The 17,161-nt window shown below is 65.0% G+C and carries 15 protein-coding genes; all 15 read right to left on the bottom strand.

What is annotated here, in order from left to right:
• A partial coding sequence (gene cas6 / locus K2Z83_RS23915) for a CRISPR system precrRNA processing endoribonuclease RAMP protein Cas6 (protein WP_220597692.1) occupies window positions 1-775 on the bottom strand: 775 nt, incomplete at its 3' end.
• A 174-nt stretch (window positions 776-949) separates the two neighbouring features.
• A complete protein-coding gene (locus tag K2Z83_RS23910; protein ID WP_220597691.1) occupies window positions 950-2,440 on the bottom strand; it encodes a hypothetical protein in 1,491 nt (496 codons plus the stop codon).
• On the bottom strand, window positions 2,437-3,918 hold the full coding sequence (locus K2Z83_RS23905) for a hypothetical protein (protein WP_220597690.1): 1,482 nt from the start codon (window positions 3,916-3,918) through the stop codon (window positions 2,437-2,439). Before K2Z83_RS23905 ends, K2Z83_RS23910 begins: the two co-directional genes overlap by 4 nt.
• Window positions 3,915-4,958 carry a type III-A CRISPR-associated RAMP protein Csm5 gene (gene csm5, locus K2Z83_RS23900; RefSeq protein WP_220597689.1) on the bottom strand — a complete coding sequence of 348 codons (1,044 nt, stop codon included), beginning with the start codon at window positions 4,956-4,958 and terminating at the stop codon, window positions 3,915-3,917. The genes K2Z83_RS23905 and csm5 overlap by 4 nt, the downstream gene beginning before the upstream one ends.
• A complete protein-coding gene (gene csm4, locus K2Z83_RS23895) occupies window positions 4,942-5,991 on the bottom strand; it encodes a type III-A CRISPR-associated RAMP protein Csm4 (RefSeq protein WP_220597688.1) in 1,050 nt (349 codons plus the stop codon). Before csm4 ends, csm5 begins: the two co-directional genes overlap by 17 nt.
• 8 nt (window positions 5,992-5,999) lie before the next feature.
• Window positions 6,000-6,800 (bottom strand): type III-A CRISPR-associated RAMP protein Csm3, encoded by an 801-nt coding sequence (gene csm3, locus K2Z83_RS23890; protein ID WP_220597687.1) that lies wholly within the window; start codon window positions 6,798-6,800, stop codon window positions 6,000-6,002.
• A 15-nt stretch (window positions 6,801-6,815) separates the two neighbouring features.
• The gene (gene csm2 / locus K2Z83_RS23885; protein ID WP_220597686.1) at window positions 6,816-7,211 is read right to left on the bottom strand and encodes a type III-A CRISPR-associated protein Csm2; all 396 of its coding nucleotides are present in this window, start codon (window positions 7,209-7,211) and stop codon (window positions 6,816-6,818) included.
• 5 nt (window positions 7,212-7,216) lie between these two features.
• Window positions 7,217-9,583 carry a type III-A CRISPR-associated protein Cas10/Csm1 gene (gene cas10, locus K2Z83_RS23880; protein ID WP_220597685.1) on the bottom strand — a complete coding sequence of 789 codons (2,367 nt, stop codon included), beginning with the start codon at window positions 9,581-9,583 and terminating at the stop codon, window positions 7,217-7,219.
• Between the two features lie 77 nt (window positions 9,584-9,660).
• Window positions 9,661-9,882: a hypothetical protein gene (locus K2Z83_RS23875; protein ID WP_220597684.1), complete on the bottom strand. Its 222-nt coding sequence runs from the start codon at window positions 9,880-9,882 to the stop codon at window positions 9,661-9,663.
• Between the two features lie 42 nt (window positions 9,883-9,924).
• Entirely contained in the window at window positions 9,925-11,226 is a 1,302-nt protein-coding gene (locus tag K2Z83_RS23870; protein WP_220597683.1) for an ABC transporter ATP-binding protein, read from the bottom strand.
• 80 nt (window positions 11,227-11,306) lie between these two features.
• Window positions 11,307-11,861 (bottom strand): hypothetical protein, encoded by a 555-nt coding sequence (locus K2Z83_RS23865; RefSeq protein WP_220597682.1) that lies wholly within the window; start codon window positions 11,859-11,861, stop codon window positions 11,307-11,309.
• A gap of 95 nt (window positions 11,862-11,956) precedes the next feature.
• The gene (locus K2Z83_RS23860) at window positions 11,957-13,144 is read right to left on the bottom strand and encodes a Fic family protein (RefSeq protein ID WP_220597681.1); all 1,188 of its coding nucleotides are present in this window, start codon (window positions 13,142-13,144) and stop codon (window positions 11,957-11,959) included.
• A gap of 21 nt (window positions 13,145-13,165) precedes the next feature.
• A complete protein-coding gene (locus tag K2Z83_RS23855; protein WP_220597680.1) occupies window positions 13,166-13,531 on the bottom strand; it encodes a hypothetical protein in 366 nt (121 codons plus the stop codon).
• Between the two features lie 88 nt (window positions 13,532-13,619).
• Window positions 13,620-15,059 carry an HTH domain-containing protein gene (locus K2Z83_RS23850; protein WP_220597679.1) on the bottom strand — a complete coding sequence of 480 codons (1,440 nt, stop codon included), beginning with the start codon at window positions 15,057-15,059 and terminating at the stop codon, window positions 13,620-13,622.
• An 11-nt stretch (window positions 15,060-15,070) separates the two neighbouring features.
• The coding region (locus K2Z83_RS23845) for an AAA family ATPase (protein WP_220597678.1) at window positions 15,071-17,161 on the bottom strand (2,091 nt) is incomplete at its 5' end.

Raw genomic sequence — 17,161 nt, 5'->3', positions numbered from 1 at the left:
GGGCGGTGCCCGCGCCGATCCCGGCGTAGCGGGCGTAGCGGGCCAGGGTGGTGATGCAGGCCTGCCAGTAGCGGTCGTGCCCGACGGCGACATAGGTGCAGCGTCCGACGGCTCCAATCTGGAGCGCGCCGCCGCTGGTTGGCCCGGCCAGGGTGCGCAGCTCGTAGCGGCTGACGGCCAGCCGCTCCTCGGCGAAGCGGCGCACCTCGTCGGGCAGCGAGATCGGGGCGAAGGCGTTCCATTTGTCGAGCAGGCTGCCAAAGACCAGCTCGGGCATGGGGAACGGCAGGTTCACCCCACGGCGGCGGAAGGTGACGGGCGAGGCGAACTGGATGTCCCAGCGCATGGGCAGGTCGGCGGGGCGGTCGAGCAGCGGCGCGGCGATCTGCTCGTAGCTGGCGTGGCTGGCCCAGTCGTGCTGGGCTGGGTCGTCGGCGCGGGCCAGCACCTGCCACGCGTGGCCATCGAGGTCAAGCTCGCCGAGCGCCTCGGGCGTCCACCCAGCGGCGATGGCCTCTAGCTCGGCGCTCAGCAGGGTGACACGCATGGTGTAGTCGCGCTCGGGGCGGGCCTGGCTGAAGCGTCCAGGGCCGAGACCCTGGACGTTGGAGACGGTGAGCGGCTTGACGCCCTCGTCGTCGTGGATGCGGGCGGAGAGGGCGGGGTCGGCGGCCTGGATCAGCCGCAAGATGGCGGCGTGGGTGGCCCGCCCCAGGCTTGATGGCACGCTGGCGGCGGCCCGTGGGCGGATGGTGTAGATCATGGCGGTCGGCATAAAGCTCCTGCGGAGATGGGGAGAGTCGGAGGGGCAACGCGGCCCCAAAATCGCGTGTTGGAGTGGTCAGGATCGCATCGTGACCACTCCAATACGCACGGTCAGCGCATCGCCCTGTTGTGGGCCTCAATGATACATTCGGTTGGTAAGGTACACGCCCGTGTCCGATGGCCCTTAGCCCTCAACACCCAGCATGTGATCAAGCAGGGCGTTGATCGCCACAAAGGGCGAGGGGGGCAGGGCGCGCCCGGCGACCTGGGTGAACAGGCCGGACAGGTGCGGGATAATAGTATCAGCTTCCGGCGCGGCGGCGCGGCGGCCGGCGAAGCGCTCGGCCAAGTCGCGCTGGCGCACGCCGTCGAGGCTGTGGGTCAGCTCATTGCGCAGGTAGACCAGCGGGCGCAGCTGGTCGAGGTCGGCCAGCAGGGGCCGCAGGTTCTCGCCGTGCGCATGGGCGAGCAGGCCGAGCAGCTCGCGCAGCAGCGCGCGGCTGGTCGGCCGGTCGCGCCCGTCATCGTAGTCGCGGCTGAGCGTGAAGGGCTGGGCGCGCAGCCACGCGCGGCTGATCAGCGAGCCGTCGTCGTCGTCGCCGCCGTCTTGGCGGGCGGTGAAGCGCACGCCGCGATCCAGGCAGAGCAGGCGCAGCAGGTTCTCCTCGAAGCGCACCAGTTGGGTCAGGAAGTCGGCGTAGAGCCCGGCCTGGTAGCGGGCGACCGCGCCGTGAACCACCTCGGCCAGCAGGTCGGCCCGGTCGGGGGCCGCGACCTGGGCGGCGAGATCAGCGATGGAGGGATGGCCCTCACCCCCCAGCCCCCTCTCCCGCTGCGGCGGGAGAGGGGGAGTCGGATCGCGCAGGGTGGCGAGGGCGGCGCGGGCGCCGGGGAAGTCGAAGCTGTAGCGACAGCGGGCGTAGTCGAGCAGCGCCTCAATGGTCTCGACGGCGCCGGGGGCCAGCCGGTCGGCGATCGTGTCGCGGTTGGCGCGCAGGGTGGCCAGGGCGGCGTCGTAGGCGCAGGTGGCGGCGTTCGAGCGCAGGGTGGCGCGCAGGGGCGCGGCGAGCAGGCGGCGGCCGGTGTTGAGCGCCGAGGGTAGCGGTCGGCGCGGGTGGATCGAGAGCAGCTCGGCGCGCGGGCCGAAGGCCTCAGTGCCGGCGATCAGCAGGCCGGTCGTCATCGCCGGGGTGCCGCCCGTCACCTCCAGGAAGGCCGGGCCGTCGGGGGTTGCGGCGGTCAGGGCAGCCAGACGGCGCTCCAGAAAGCCCAGCACCAGGTCATAGTCCGAGGGGTCGCCGCCGACGCCGGACTCGTCGGCGATGACCCAGGTAGTGATCTGGTGAACGGGGAGGGGCGGGTGGCCGGCGGCACCGTCGGCGAGCATGCGCGCGATCACGGCGGCGGTGTGGCAGGTGTCGCTCTCCCAGAATCGCGGGCCGGCGGGCGCGGCGACGGGCTGATCGGAGGCGATCAGCACGACCGCGTCCACCGCCAAGCCCTGGCTGGCCAGGTAGGCCAGCGCCTTGCCAATGATCGGCAGGCGCAGCAGCGGGCGCAGCTCATCGTAGCGGGCCAGCACCTCCTCAGCCCAGCCGCGCTCTCCCCGCCGCTCCTTGGGCAGGTCGGCGCAGATCAGGTCGGCTCCGCCGACATTGCAGATGAGGAGGGTCATCGGGTGGCCTCAGTGCTAAAGATCGTTCTGATCAGCAGGTTGATCGCGTCGAAGGGGTTATCGCCGATGGTCTCAGCCATCATCTGGGCATAGATCGTGCGCATCTCCTCAATGATCTGATCGGCCTCGCTTGCATCGACATGCTCCCCAGCCTTGATCTTATCTTTTGTGAGGCGGAAATAGTCGGCCAGCACCTGCTTCGAGAGGCCGGTAAAGCCGTGGGCGATCTGGGTGCGGTTACGCAGATCGACAAGTGCCTCGATTTGCGTTAGGCCCTTGCGCGCCTCCTGGGCTGCGGTATTCTCTACCTTCTTTGCGAGATATGAGATAACCTTGTTCAGGTTGGGACGATCCGCCCATAGAACAAGCTCCTCTCCACGCAACAGCTTCTTATGCAAGCTTGCATCCTGCTCAACCCAGGCCCGGTCAAACTCCTTGCCGGTCTCATCGGTGAACTTCACGTTGAGATCATCGGCGAGGTAGCGCAGGCAGCCCTCCTGGAAGCGGAAGATGCGCCCGACAAAATCGGCATACTCGCCGCGATCAAACTTAATCTTTGCCCCCCAGAAGACCTCGCGCAGCATCCAGTGGGCGTCGGTCGTTGCCACTTCCGCATACAGCCGGGAGATAGCGACGCGATGGCGACCACCGGCGGCCCCATCCTTCCCGCTCAGCGAGCGACGACAGCTCTGGAAGTCGAGATTCAGCCGCTGATCGGCATAGCTCAGCAGAGCCGCGATGAGCTGCTGTAAGCTCTCGCTCTGATGATCGCGGAAGAGATCGTGATTCTCTTCAAATGTCCTCCACGCGCTACCATAACTGTAGATCGAGAGATCAGAGAAGACAACCTCCTGTACGGTATGGCGCAACAGCTGACGGCCTGTATTCAGGCTGTAGGCCATCTCGCTGGCCTTCGTAATGTAGATCGGAATCGCCTGCTTGCCCAGCACTTTGGTGCCGGCGATCAGTAGGCTGGTAGTCATCGCCGGAGTGCCGCCCGTCACCTCCAGGTAGTAGCGCGCATCGGGGAAGATCGACCGCAGGTCGGCAAGGTCGCGCTCCATCGAGCGCATCACGCCATCATAATCGGCAGGGCTGTGGCCGCTTTGCTCATCGCGGATCAGCCGTATCTCAATGCGCTCCGGGTCGATACGGTAGCGATCAATGATCAGTCGCTTGATCAGATCCGCCGTTACGATGGTGTCCATCGGCTTAAATCGCTCGTCGTCTTGGTTAGAGGCGATCAGGATGATTTGATCGGGGAGCGCTCCCGTCTCATCCTCGACATGGCGGATAGCCTTGCGGATGAGCGTTAGGTCGATATACTTGGACGCCTGCTCATAGATGCCCATCAGATGCATGGCCCGCAGGCGCTCGGGCAGCGGCCCCCGCTGCTCAGGGTCGCGCTCGGGCAGATACTCGGCGGGCGCGTCGATATCGTGGTTGCCGACATTGCAGATCAGGATCGTGGTCATCATCGGCTCCCTTCCATCCGTACTTCAACCCAGCCCAGCGGCTCCAGCGGCGTATTGCGCTGATCGACCACGAGGTGGCGGGTGGCAGGGAAGGCACCCCCGCGCCCTTTGCCCCGGTCGAGCCGGTAGCGCCGCACCACGTCGGCGACCTTGTTGTGGCGGCGCAGGGTGCGGGCGATGGTCTTGCTGCTCCAGCCCGCCCCCCAGCCGATCTGCATGAGCCAGGCGTTGGGCGGCAGCTCGCCTAGCCGGGCGCTGAGCCCGTCGTAGAAGCTGGTGAGCGCCGCGACGCCGCGCTCGGCGAAGAACGCGCGCTCGTGCGCGATCCGCGCCTCGGCGTCGGCGCGGCAGGACTCGGCCATCCCATCGATCAGCGGGCGGCGCGGGGCGAAGTTCAGCTGGGCGGCGTGGCGGCTGAACAGGTACTCGTCAATCGAGAGCGTGCTGGTGAAGACGCTGCCGGCGTCGATGGTCTCCACGTCGATCGGGATGCCCCGCTCGCCTGCCGGCCAGACGGCGATGTTGCTCAGGCTGAGCCAGGCCCGCTCGCCGGGCGCGCTGTCGCCGATGCGGATAGTGCGAAAGATGTCGTAGTTGGGCGCCTGCGCCGGGCGCTCGCCGCGCCCGGCCACATCGCGCTCAAGCTCCTGGGCGGCGTACTTGTCGCGATCCCCCAGCTTGCGCCAGTCGGGCGGCTCCTTCTGCGCCAGCAGCGCGGTGTCAAGCAGCGCGGTGCGGATGGCCCCCTTTAGCGATGAGCCTGGCATATAGGGGCGCGCATCGTAGCTCTTGATCAGCGGGCGCACCTCGCTGACGCTCACCGCCCCGCTCAGCCGGTAGAGCGCCAGGTCGGGGTTCTCGCGAAAGTCGCGCTCGCTCAGGAAGCTGGCCAGGTTGACCGTGCGCGTCACCCGGTCGAGCATCGCCGCTTCATCATCGGCCCCGCTGACCAGGTAGTCGAGTACGCGGGCGGTACCGCGCCGATGTGCAGCGGCGAGCGGGTGGTGATGGTTAGTTTGTAGCTCGTCATGCCTCGCCTCCAATCGGCACGCCCATCGCCAGCCCGTAGCGCCAGACCGGGTGAGGGAACTCGCCTACTGCGTATCGCGGGCGCACGTCGCAGATGGTGCCGAGCGGCGGGCTGCCGTCGGGGCGCAGCTGCACCACTGAGCCCTCGCTGAGCATGCGCAGGTTCATCCGGCGCTGGGCGGCCGCCGTTGATGTGGGGCTTTGCAGCCAGCCGCCAACCCGCACGAGCCCGTAGCTGGCCTGTCGGCCAAACACCTTATCGGCGATCTCGGCGCCCGAGGGCCGGTAGCGGCTGAGCAGCACCATCCGCTGCGGGCTCTCGGGCGTAGGCATCGTTGGCACCTCGGCCCGCTCAACAGTGAACTGGCCCTGGCCAGCGCTACGCCGCCCGCCCAGCCCACTGTCGCCCAGGTAGCGTAGCAGCGCCAGAAGCGAATCGGCGGCCCCCAGCTGGCGCTCCTCAGCCAGCAGATACAGCCCGCAATCCTTAGCAAAGCTTACCTTGCCCACCTGGAAGTAGTTTGATGTGGCCTGCCCACGATCAACCGCCACATGGGGGTTCTGCTCAACCTGCCAGAACGTCTCGATCGGCATGCCGTTCTCATGGACTGGCAGAGCACCATCGGCGTGGGCGACCCAGACCTTGCCGCCCATCAGCAGCCGGCCCTGATCTTTGAGATAGGGGTCGAGGGTTGCATCGCCGCCAGCCGCGATCATGCCGAAGATCGTCGGCGAGACATACTCCAGCCGTTTGAGCCACTTGCTGCCGGCGCTCTCACTGATTGGGATGCGCAGCTGCGGGCGTGGCAGTAGCTGCACCTCGCCGATATACGGGAAGGCCGATGAAAGCAACAGCGGCGGGTCGAGCGGGCCGTCGTCATCGTGATTGGCGGGCGGGCTAAAGAAGGGCAGCTTCCAGCGCAGCGACTCGATGAACAGCGCAGAATAGAGCGTGTCGGACGGGCAGCGCTCGACTGTCTGCTCCACATCGATGCCGTGTTGCCCAAAGTGAAAGCCGCTGCGTGGGCGTAGTCGAAAAGCCTGCATGGCAGCCCTCACTTCTTCATCCGGCCTAGCAGCTGCTCCCAGCCCTCACGGAGCGCCTCCAGATTGACCCCGGTCACGATCCGGCGCTCCTGATCGTAGTCCTTGCCCCGCTTGAGCTGCAATTCCAGATCTTTGAGCTCCACCTGACCGCTGCCGCGTGCGCCCTGGCCGCCCAGGTAATCCTGCTCGACCAGCTCCAGCCCCTCGATCACATTGGAGAACAGGACAAGCTCGCTCAGATCATCCTCGCGGCTGCCCCGGCTGTAGAGGCTAAAGACCAGGGCACCCTCAAAGATCGCCCCGGCGGGCACACGCTCCTGCTGGCGCGGCGTGGCCGCCGATGTGACCCGGTCAATCGCCGCCTCCCACTTCACCTCGGTGTAGGGCAGATCGGTGCGGGCCTTGTCGAGCATCTCGACACTCGCTTCGGTCAGAAAGGCATCGCGCACAATCAGCCGCGAGGTCTCGGAGTGCGCATGCTCACCGGGAATGCCAAAAGTCTTGCAGACATTGCAGCTCGCGTAGTCATCGGCATTTTTGCAGGTGTGGATCTTCACCTGGTTGCCAATGCTGTTATTCTGCGGGCGGCCGTACTGCTTCTCCATCTGCGAGCGCATCTTGCCGCGCAGCGAGGAGCCGGGGATGTAGGGCTGGCGGGTGAGCGGGTCGCGGATGACCGGGTTGTCCACGTTGCCGATCGAGAGCACGCCAGGCGAACCACCGATATGCAGGCCGGTCTTGGCGACAATCGTGAATGTGAGCAGCAGGCGGCCCTGAAGCTGGATGATCGTCTCGGGAGGCGTCGTCATAGGGGGTGCTCCTTTTTACTGGCCGCCATTGGCCTTATGGTAGGCCAGAATAGCCTCGAAGAAATCGACAAAGTTGCGGAAGCGCTCATAGTCATTGCCGACATAGCGCATGGCCGGGTCGAGCACCTGGCGCAGCTCCTCGACGCCGCGACCGCGCTCACGGCGGGCCTGGTAGGCCAGGCGTGGCTGGAGCAGGGCAAACTCGCGCTCGGCGCGGCGCACCCGTTCAGCCTTGCTCGGATCCTGCCAGTCCAGCTCGATGCGCCGCACCGAGCCAAAGATGCCGCGGATCTGGCTGGTGGTGAGCTGGCGGGCCAGGTTCGAGCCAACATTGCTGGCGCAGGAGACCAGCTTCTCATTATTGCCGTCCTCGATGATCGCTTTGATGTCCGGTTCACTCAGCAGAGCCATAGTGGCTACTCCTTCTCGTTGCGATTCAACATCTGCGCCCAGCGGGCGGCCAGACCGTAGCGCTCGATCGCGCGTCCGCCCTCGTTTACTGGCTGATCCTCCAGCCCTTCGAGCAGCTTCTTATGCAGACCATCCACAAAGTCCGCATCAGCAGGATTCTTTCTGCGCAGACTATCGGCAACCCGCTTGAGTTGGTAGGCACCATGCCACATCCAGGGGCCAAAGCCAGGCTTGCCGGTTCGTCGTCGCCGCTGCCGCCGCTGCTGCTCAGGGTCAATCCCCGCCCGGTACTGCACATAGAGCTGCTGGAGGGTCTGGAGCAGCGCGCGGGGCTGATCTCTATCCAGGTAGTCATCGAGTCTACGTGTCAGATCGAAGAGCTCAGGCATATACTTCCATGCCGTCACCTGCTCGATCCAGCCGAGGGCCGCTTTGCCCTCGCGGGCCTTGGCCTGCTTCAGCTCCTCATCAGCTGCCTCTGCCGCCTGGTAGAGCGGGAACTTGGCGGTGTGCAGGCTGATCCCACCCGAGAGATGGACGTTGGGGTTGCCCCCGGTAAAGTCGGCAAGATCTGCGCTGATCCAGTGCGCCAGCGGCAGCAACAGGTGCCACGACCCAACGATGAACAGGTCATCGCCGCCGCTGTAGATGCAGTAGACGCTGCCCCGCGCATCAAGCCCCGGCCCGCCGCGCACCATCCGTTGCTGCGGATCGTTCATCGTGTCACAGAGGACGCCGACCCAGCCCTCGAAGAACAGACTCAGAGACGCGCTCAGCGCCGCGACACGGGCCAGGCCGCTATCGAGCCGATAGCGAAAGAGATCGCCCAGGTCGTCTACGTCCATGCGCAGCACGCCGAGGCGTTTCACCCCTCGGCTCTGCGCGACCATCACGCCGAAGGGTTTCACATCGCCGGTTCGCGGTGTCTGCTCACCTTCCTTCTGGGGCTTCCAGTCATCCTTATCGGCATCGGTCATCGTCGGCGTCGTATTCGCCATCGGGCGGAAGCCGCGCACCCAGGGGCCGGGTAGGAATCCCTGGCGAAGAAGAGCCTCATCTGGAATCTTCACCGCATCGTTATCAAGGTCAAACACGCTGGTATAGCGGACGTTTTCGGCAGGCGCGGCATTCTCGCGATCACTGGAGCGGGCGTGCTTCCCTCCAAGCTGGATGTGGCTCCCAAGGTCGCGGAGTTGCTGCTGCCAGCTGCGCCGACCACGGGCGGGAGAAGGCAGATCTTCTGGGAGATCAAGGTGGTGGATCACCAGATGCGCTGCGTTATGGAGCAGACGACCGAGATCCTCAAAGCTGTCGCAGAGCGTACAGCGGGGCGGCTCACCATCCTGGCGCACAAAGCTCTGGGCCTCGCCCTGGAAGCCACAGATAGCGCAGACATGATCCTGGTTGCCGTTATGGCCCTCGGGCGCAAAGAGATCGCCGAAGGCTGGGCCGAGATCAGCGAATCGCCGCCGCTTGGCATCGTTGATTGCGTGGGTTGCCCGGCCCCAGGCCGACTGAAACAGAGTCGGGTCGGTCAGATCCTCCTGACTGAGCGTAGCCGATCCAACCGCCAGGTACAGCTCGGCCTGATGCGTATGGAAGAAGAAGGTGTCGAGCCAGCGCCGCTGAGCGGTCAGCCAGTCGTTTGTCGTGCGGCCCTTGATCATCGCGGGCAGCAGCAGGTAGAAGCGCCCGCCGCCGGAGTAGATCAGGTTCGCCGCCGGCATCCCAGCGGCGTGCAGCAGCATTCTGGCACAGGCGTCGGTGAGCAGCTGCAGGTAGAGCGAGCGCCCGCGCAGCTGCTTGGTGGCCCCATCGGCGGTGAGCGTGTAGAGAAAGTGCTGCACTCCCGACACATCCCCGCCGACCAGACAGACCTCGCCGCCGGGGTTATCCGCCAGGGCGGCGGCGAGGGCCGCGTGGGTGCGCGCGAAGTCATAGAGCGAGACGGCGGGCAGCGGCGAGGGCAGCGCCCAGGCGTGGCGCTGGAGCGCGAAGAGCGTGCCCTCCAGCCGCGCCGCGTCCGGCAGGTCGCGCCGGTCGAGGTCGGCCAGCGCATCGCGCAGCGGTGATTGCACATCCTCGTCCGCGCCGGGATGGGCCTGCGGGAAGATCGCCTTCTCTGTGAGCCGCAGCTCAGCCGGGCGCAGGTATGCCTGGGGCGGGGCGACGCCCTCCTTCTTGATGCGGTTGAAGATCGACTCGAGCTGGCCTTTGAGCGGCGCGGGAAAGCCCGCTTCCGGTGGCTTGCCTCTGGCGAGCCAGGCCGTATGGCGAACATGCTCTGCGGGAGAATCTACGGATGCTCCACTAGCCTGTGCGGCCCAGTAGCGCAGCGCGGCGAGCGCGTCGGCGTACGGTGATTGGTTCATAGCGCTCCTTACGTTTGCGCGAGTGATATAGATATGTTACCGCTCACACAAGGCGCAAATGCGCCCCGGTGAGATGATCAAGATGCGGTGTGGTGGAGATTGTCATCACGTACAGAGTAGAGCAGTTCACGCTTGTAGCTGTGGCCCCGGTAGTCCATCCCTCCGGCCTCCGCCGCCCGCGCCAGGGCCGCGAAGATGTAGGCAGAGTACGCGCGTGGCTTTCTGGGCGGATCATTGACCTCGCTCCATGATGTGGGCAGCGCCCCGCGCAGGTGGCTCAGAAAGGTCTCTGCGTCCATTGTGCCCTCCTGGCATAGCCGATAGGTCGAGCCATTGCACGATCATGCAATGCTCGCCGGCCCTATTGCACAAATCGTCGAAAGATTGCAATCATCGTAGCGCCGGCATCCTGCCGGCAGGATGCCGGCGCTACGATCTTCCCTTCCCACTGGCATCCGCGGCGGCGCGGTTTTCCACAGCAGCCCAAGTGGCTCCAGTGAAACACGTAGTTGCTCCACTGATGCAGCACATTCAATCTGGAAGATATTTTCGTCGCGGTCTGCGCCGAACTGTCTGACCGCACCTTGGTAGACATTCTTTCCATCGCGTAGGGCAATAATTGAGTCGGCGATCTGCTCAACTTGATGAATATGTTGTGAACTGATCACAACACCTAGCGGCAATGCGAGTGAGTTGGCTTGGCTTCGCAGGTCACGCAAAAATCGTTGTTGGGCGTTGATATCCAAGTTAGCAAGTGGCTCATCTAACACTAGTAACTTTGCCCGGGACAGAAGCGCATTCGCAAGAGCAAAGCGCATTCGATAGCCCCCAGAGAGTTGTGACCACCTTACATCCTTATAGCGCTCAAGCCGCAAACGATGTAAGACAAACCCGGTCTCTATCTTGTTTTCTTCACCTCGAAGCCCGTGAATGGCTGCGGTAAAATGTAGTGTTTCGAGAAGTGTCCCACTCCAAGGTTTGAGCTCCTGTGGAAGATAAGCAATCTGGCCCTTGATACTGTAGAATGAGCTCTTGGAACTGCCTAATCCAGGGTAAGTAACTCGGCCCGTATGTGGACGCGCTTCTCCGGCAATTATCCGGAGCAGTGTTGTTTTTCCGCTGCCATTCGTCCCAACGATTGCTGATATCTCACCCGCATGAATCTCAAGGGTAATTGGATCAAGCTGGAATTGGAGTTCGCCACGTCGGTAGCTTCGCGACACTTCCTCAGTGACGACAAGCCGCCTGTCTACTGAGGTGGAGATCTCTTTCCACTGCGCTGCAAAATAATTGCGCTCCTCATCGAAAGTGTGTGGCGGGTTACTCCTTGTCACGCCCTGCTCTGCTGCGCTCCCTGTGGGTAGATCTTCTGGTGTTGATTTATCGTCCCCTATGCGCCGGGCCGAGTGCCTACCCTGATCGCGCAAGGTGTCGACAAACTCCAGGATTGACAGGCGTATGCGTTGCATTCCCACGTCGTCGGTACGCCCGAGCCTTCGCTGCTCATCACGAATTTGAGAATACTGCGACCGGATAAGAATCGCGTCGTTTAGGGCAGGTAGACCTTGGCTGAAGTCTCTGGCAAGATCCATCAACCGCAAGGTCGCGGATTCCATATCGTTATCTGCAACGAAGGTCTTCACTTCCTCACGCCGAGCGCTCAGATCAGGTAGCCCAGTAGCTTCCATAATGCTGCAATTCTAGAGTTCCAAGATCATGCTTGTCAATCAGAAGCAAACCATTCACCCAACCACCCCCGCTCCACGAAATCCTGCGTGCCCGCCAGCCGGTGCAGCACCAGGTAGTCGCGGGGGTTATGTATCCAGTAGGGGCCGACAAGGGCCAGGTCGGCGCAGCCCGCCGGGTAGGTCCAGTGACCCTGCTCCGCCGCCTCCGTGATCGTCGCAAGCCGATGCGCTGGCGTGTGCCTTCTCCCCGCAGGGACGTAGCCGATCATGACACGCAGTGGGGCGCAGGACATCATAAGCTTGCGCATGTCGTAGATGAAGTGCTCGGGAGTCGTGCCGTTCTCGTGCTCGATTACCACCTGGGGCAGCCGGTAGGTGCCGCCGTTCCGCGGGAGCCAGACCCCATCGTAGAGCAGTTCACGCTTGTAGCTGTGGCCCCGGTAGTCCATCCCAGCGGCCTCCGCCGCCCGCGCCAGGGCCGCGAAGATGTAGACAGAGTAGGCGCGTGGCCTTCTGGGCGGATCATTGACCTCGTTCCATAATGTCGGCAGCGCCTCGCGCAGGTGGCTCAGAAAGGTCTCTGCGTCCATGGTGTTCTCCTGGTATAGCGATAGGTCGAGCCATTGCACGATCATGCAATGCTTTTCAGTCTCATTGCACGAATCACCAAAAAAATGCAATCCCCCTAGATCAGGCAGTCCAGGATAGCGGTGGCCTCGTAGCGCCTCACCGGATGCTCGGCGCGGAGCGTGAGGATGCCGACATCGCTCAGTATCTGGACGTACTTTTGTGCGGTGTGGTATGACTTCACGCCGAGCACGTCCTGGACATCTCGCACGGTGAGGATGGGACGCTGGAAAAGGTGGTCGATTATTCTCAGCGGGAGGCCCGAGTCGGTCACTGCTGCCACCTGTTCACGCCAGGCGCTTTGGAGATCCTGGAGCTGTTTGGCCCGCCGTGCTGCGTCGCGTGATTGCTCCGTTACCCCGCGCAGAAAAAAGAGAAGCCAGTTGTGCCAGTCATCGCGCATGCTCACGCCCAGGAGGAGATCATAGTAGGTGTCCCGATGGTGCTCGAAGTAGGCGCTGAGGTAGAGGAGCGGCTCTGGCAGGAGTTCCCAGGCGTGGAGGAGGAGCGAGATAAGCAGCCGGCCAATTCGCCCATTGCCGTCGATGAATGGGTGGATGGTCTCGAACTGATAGTGGATCATCCCGAGCCGCAGCAGTGGAGGATATTCGTCATCCGTATGGATATATTTCTCAAAGGCGTCGAGCACCTTTGGCATCTCATACGGGGGTGACGGCACAAAGCGGGCCTCACTAATTGGGGTTCCTTGCGCGCCGATCCAGTTCTGACTTTGTCGGAACTCCCCTGGCGTCGCATCCTTCCCGCGTACGCCATCCATCAGTTTCTCATGAAGCTCACGGATCAGGCGCAGGCCAATGGGCAGGGTGTTCAGCCGTTTGATGCCGTAGTCGAGTGCCTGAACATAGTTCAGCACTTCTTGCATGTCATCAACAGGCGGGGGTGGCCGTAAGCCTGGCAGGTATGGTTGTCCGGCCTCATAGGCGTAGAGGTCGGCGATCTCGGTCTGGGTGCCTTCGATCTTGGAGGACAGCACCGCCTCACGCCGGACGAACGGCCCAATCAGCAGGCTGGGGCTGGGCACGGCGCGACCAAGCCCCGCCAGCTCTCCCAGCGCTCGGTCGGCATCGGAAAGGGCGCGAACAAGCGCCGCGCTCATCGACAACGATGGGGGCAGCGGGTGTGGGATGAAGGCCGTGTAGTCGGCTGCTAGGTACTGAAGTGTGGCCTCATGTCTGGCCGCTACTAGACGCCCTGGCGCATCTTTGGTGAATTGGTCAATCTGCATCGGTATGTTCCAATGGGCAATTTATGCCTCGCCGTACTTGTACTTCGTGCTCTCCTCGATCAGCTTGATCTCATCGTCGGTGAGATCGAACAGCCGGTAGACCCGCGCGTTCAGCTCGGTCTCGCCGTCGATGATCGTCGCCGTCAGCTTCTCGTGGCGGGCGCGCTGCTGCGCGAGCCAGGGCTCCCACTCGGCCTGCGCCTTTGGCGTTAGCTCGCGCTTGAGCGCCTTGCGTACCTCGGCCTGAAAGCCGGGGAAGTCCAGATCCCACCAGGCGGTGAGCTTGTTGTTGAGCTTGCCCGCCGCGCCTCCCAGCCCGCCCAAGATGTGCTCGCGGGCTTCGCGGTGCAGCGCGTAGCGCGCCTGCGCCTTGGCGGTGATTGCCATTGCGAGATCGCCGATCACTTTGCGCTCTGCATCAGGGGAGGCGGGAGATAAATTGCGTGAAGAGCCGATACGGCTCATAGATTGTGCCTCATTCCTCATCCTCGCCCAGCTCGATCAGGTCGTAGCTGGCTCGGCGCACGCCGATGTCGTGCTCGATCAGCAGCGTGACCAGCTGCTCGCCGTGCATGAGCGCCACCGGGGTGGCGTCGGGCCGGGCGGCCTCGCTGCGGGCGCCGGCGCTGAAGTCGCTGGTGGTGATGATCAGCCCCTGCTCGTGGGCGCCCAGGCTGCCGCGCACCTGCTGCACCACCGGGGCCTGCACGTTGCGCTTCCAGCGCTTGACCTGCACCGCCATGCGGGTGCGGATCACGTCGCCGACCACCAGGGTGCCGCGCACGTCGATCCCGCCGTCGCCGCTGGCCGCCGTGACGGTCACGTTCTCGAATCCGATCTTCGTCAGTAGCTGGCCGATCAGATCCTCGAAGGCGGAGGGTGCCAGGGTATGCAGCCGTTCGCGGAGCCGCTGGCGCACCGCCCGGTTGTGCTGCTCGATCTCGGCGGGCAGACCGACCGGCTCCCATGCGGCCAGGCTGACCATGCCCTTGCCGTGTTTGGCGAAGCGGGGCTGCTCGCCGCGCTTGAGCGCGCGGTCGATCTCGGTCAGGATGACCGCGTACATTGAGGAGGCCGGGGTCTGGCCGTCGCTGGCGATGATGCCCAGGTCGAGGGCGTGGCGGGTGATCGCCTGGTAGTGCATGGGCTGGTGCTTGCCGAACTGCTTCAGCACCTGCTCGGCCGCGTCGGCAAAGGAGAGCGTCGCCGGGCGGCGGTCGCCGGCCTGCGAGGTCGGTGTCGCCGCCGGCGGGGCCTCTGGGACGAAGCCGTTGTTCACGGTGAAGGTGCTGCGCCCGACCCGGCGGAAGCGCGAGGCCGCCCCGTTGGCCTTGATGTCCACCGCGATCCGCGAGTCGACCGTCGCGCCGGGCGTGTGCCCTTTCGTCGTCCAGAGCCCCTGGGCGAGCATGCGCTGGGCGATCTCGTTGGAGTGCAGCGGCTCGCTGGCCGCCGCGAGCACCTGGTGCGCGGCGTCGATCACGGTCAGTCTGGTGGTCGGTGCGGGCTCAGCCGGCGCAGGCGTCTCATCCACTTCGGGTGCGATAGCATCCTCCTGCTCTTCCGGCTGGCCCTTGCTGCGGAAGGCCAGATACTCTGGGTAGCGCGTCAGGTAGGCCACGGTGATGCGCTCGGGCGGGCTGGCCAGCAGCTCGCGCCCGCGCTCAGTGATGTGGAACCAGCCCCGGCGCGGGCTCTCCAGCAGCAGGGCCTTGCCCAGGTGGGTGCGCGCCCAGCCGACCTTGTTGACGAAGCGGGCCTGGCCGCCGCTCGGCAGCAGCTCGGCCCGCTCGGCGTCGCTGAGCTGGAACTGCGCGGCCAACGTCTCGATTACATCACCCAGGCGGTGCTCGACACTGTCGGCGGCGAGCTGGAGCATGGGCAGCATCAGGTTCTGGAAGTCGGGGATGGGCATGGGCTCCCTCGCTAGTTCTGTCGGCGCAGCACCCAGCGCCGCATCAGCTCGACGGTGTAGACGTAGCGCCCGTCGCGCTCGATGAGGACATCGTGGTCGCAGAGCGTCGTGATCGCCTCGCCCGCCTGGGCAAGCCCGCGCCCGCTGGCGGCGGCGAGCGCATCCGGCGGCAGGCCCACGCTGTGGGGGGCCAGCGCCCGCAGCACATCCAACTGGCCGCCGTGGTCGCTGTGCTCGGCCTGCGACCAGACGCCGCTGAAGTAGGCGTGGCCGTCGCGGTCGAACTCTGGCGCGTTGATCACCTGCGCGACATCGGCCAGGTGGAAGCGCCGCTCCTGCTCGCGCCCCTCCTCGTAGCTCTGCTGGTTGAAGCGGCTCACCAGGGTGTGGCCGATCAGCTGGATCAGGAAGGGCTGCCCGCCGGTGAGCGCGATGATCTGCGCGATGGCGTCGTCGTCGTAGTCGATGTCGAAGTCCGGCGTGGGCTCGCTGATCAGCCGCCGCGCCGCGCCCGGCGTCAGGAAGCTGACCTTGATCCCGGTCACGCTGCCGAACAGCGGGCTCCAGTAGTCGTGCCTGCGCTCCTCTAGCGAGTAGAGCCCGGCCAGGGCCAGCACGAACCAGGGGTAGGTCATGAAGCTGCCGCGCCAGAAGTCGAGCAGCGCGGGCGTGAGCTGGCCCGCTTCGATCTGGGACTCGATCTTCTCGAACTCGTCGACCGTGACGATCAGGCGTCGCCCGTCGCGCAGGCTGTCCAGGCGCTTGAGGAAGCGGGTGAAGCCCAGGTAGGGCCGCTCGGCGGGGAAGTCCTGCTCGGCGGGCTCGTCCAGCCCGGCGATGCCCCGTGCCGCGCACTCGTCGTAGATGTGCAGGGCCAGCTGGTAGAGCAGGTCGGCGTCGCTGTTCACACGCCCGACCCGCTGCATGTTGAAGTCCACGATCACCGTCTGCGCGCCGAAGCGCCGGCCCAGGTTGTGCAGAATGCTGGTCTTGCCCATGCGCCGGTGGCCGTAGATCACCACCGAGGGCACCTGGCCCGCGCCCGACCACAGCTCCTCCAGGCGGCGCATGGTGTCGTCGCGGCCCACGAAGCGCTCGCCCTCGGCCGGGTTGTTCAGGATGTAGGGGTTGGCCACCGGGCCAGCCTTCGTCGCCCGCCCGACCACGCCGCCCTCGGCGATGATGATCGCCTGCCACTGGCGGATAATGCGCCGCAGCAGGTGCTGCTCGGGCGCGACCACCTGCTCCTGCACGTCCTGCTCAAGCTCCTTGAGCGCGTCGGTGGCCCGCAGCAGCGCGGCCTGGCGGTTGGCCCGGCTGCTGCTGTCGCGGTAGGCCCGGATGTCATCGCTCACCGCGTCGAGCCGCACGATGGCCGCAAGGACCAGCGGGCGCACGGCGTCCGCCTGCTGCGCCCAGGCGATGTCGGCGGTGCCGGCTGCGGCCAGCTCCGTGAGGCTCTTGCAGGCCAGGTAGCTCGCCATCGTCGCGTAGGAGCGGGCGATCTCTGCGCCGCCGGGCTGCTCGCGCACGCCCTCATAGATGGCCTGAAACTGGCTCAAGTCGAAGGGCCGCTCGTCGTCATCCAGAGCATCCTGCTGGGCCAGTAGCTCCTCCAGCATCCCCGCGAACCTCGTCAGCGGCGTGGCCCGCCGGTCGCGCAGGCGGCGGGTGAGCCGGTAGACGAAGTGATCAGCGTCCGGGCTGCTCTTGATCCAGCGCTGGTCAAGCTCGGCAAGTAGAAGCCGATGCACGGGGAGTGTTCTTTTCCAGTCGCCCTCTTCAACCGGCGCGATGATGTATTCGGCAAGCGGCGGAGCGCTGAGCAGGCGATAGAGTAGCGGGATCGGCTGAGGGTTCGCATGGAGGTAGTGCTGGAGGGCCGACTGCACCGCCCAGCGCTGAAAGGGGTTGCGCACGGCTTCGGATACCAACACAAGCCCTTGGGACTCATCCTGATGGAGTTGCCGGAGCAGAAACGTCTGCGCAGAAGGCAGGGGCAGCACGCCAAGCTCATCCCAGATCACCGGGTGGCGCTTCCCATCTCGGCGCCACAGCGCCGGAAGGAACTGCCCCAGGTAGAACGGCAGCCGTAGCGCGGC

The sequence above is a fragment of the Oscillochloris sp. ZM17-4 genome (assembly GCF_019599295.1).
GTDB lineage: Bacteria > Chloroflexota > Chloroflexia > Chloroflexales > Chloroflexaceae > Oscillochloris.
This window is presented reverse-complemented; position numbering and strand designations above follow the sequence as displayed.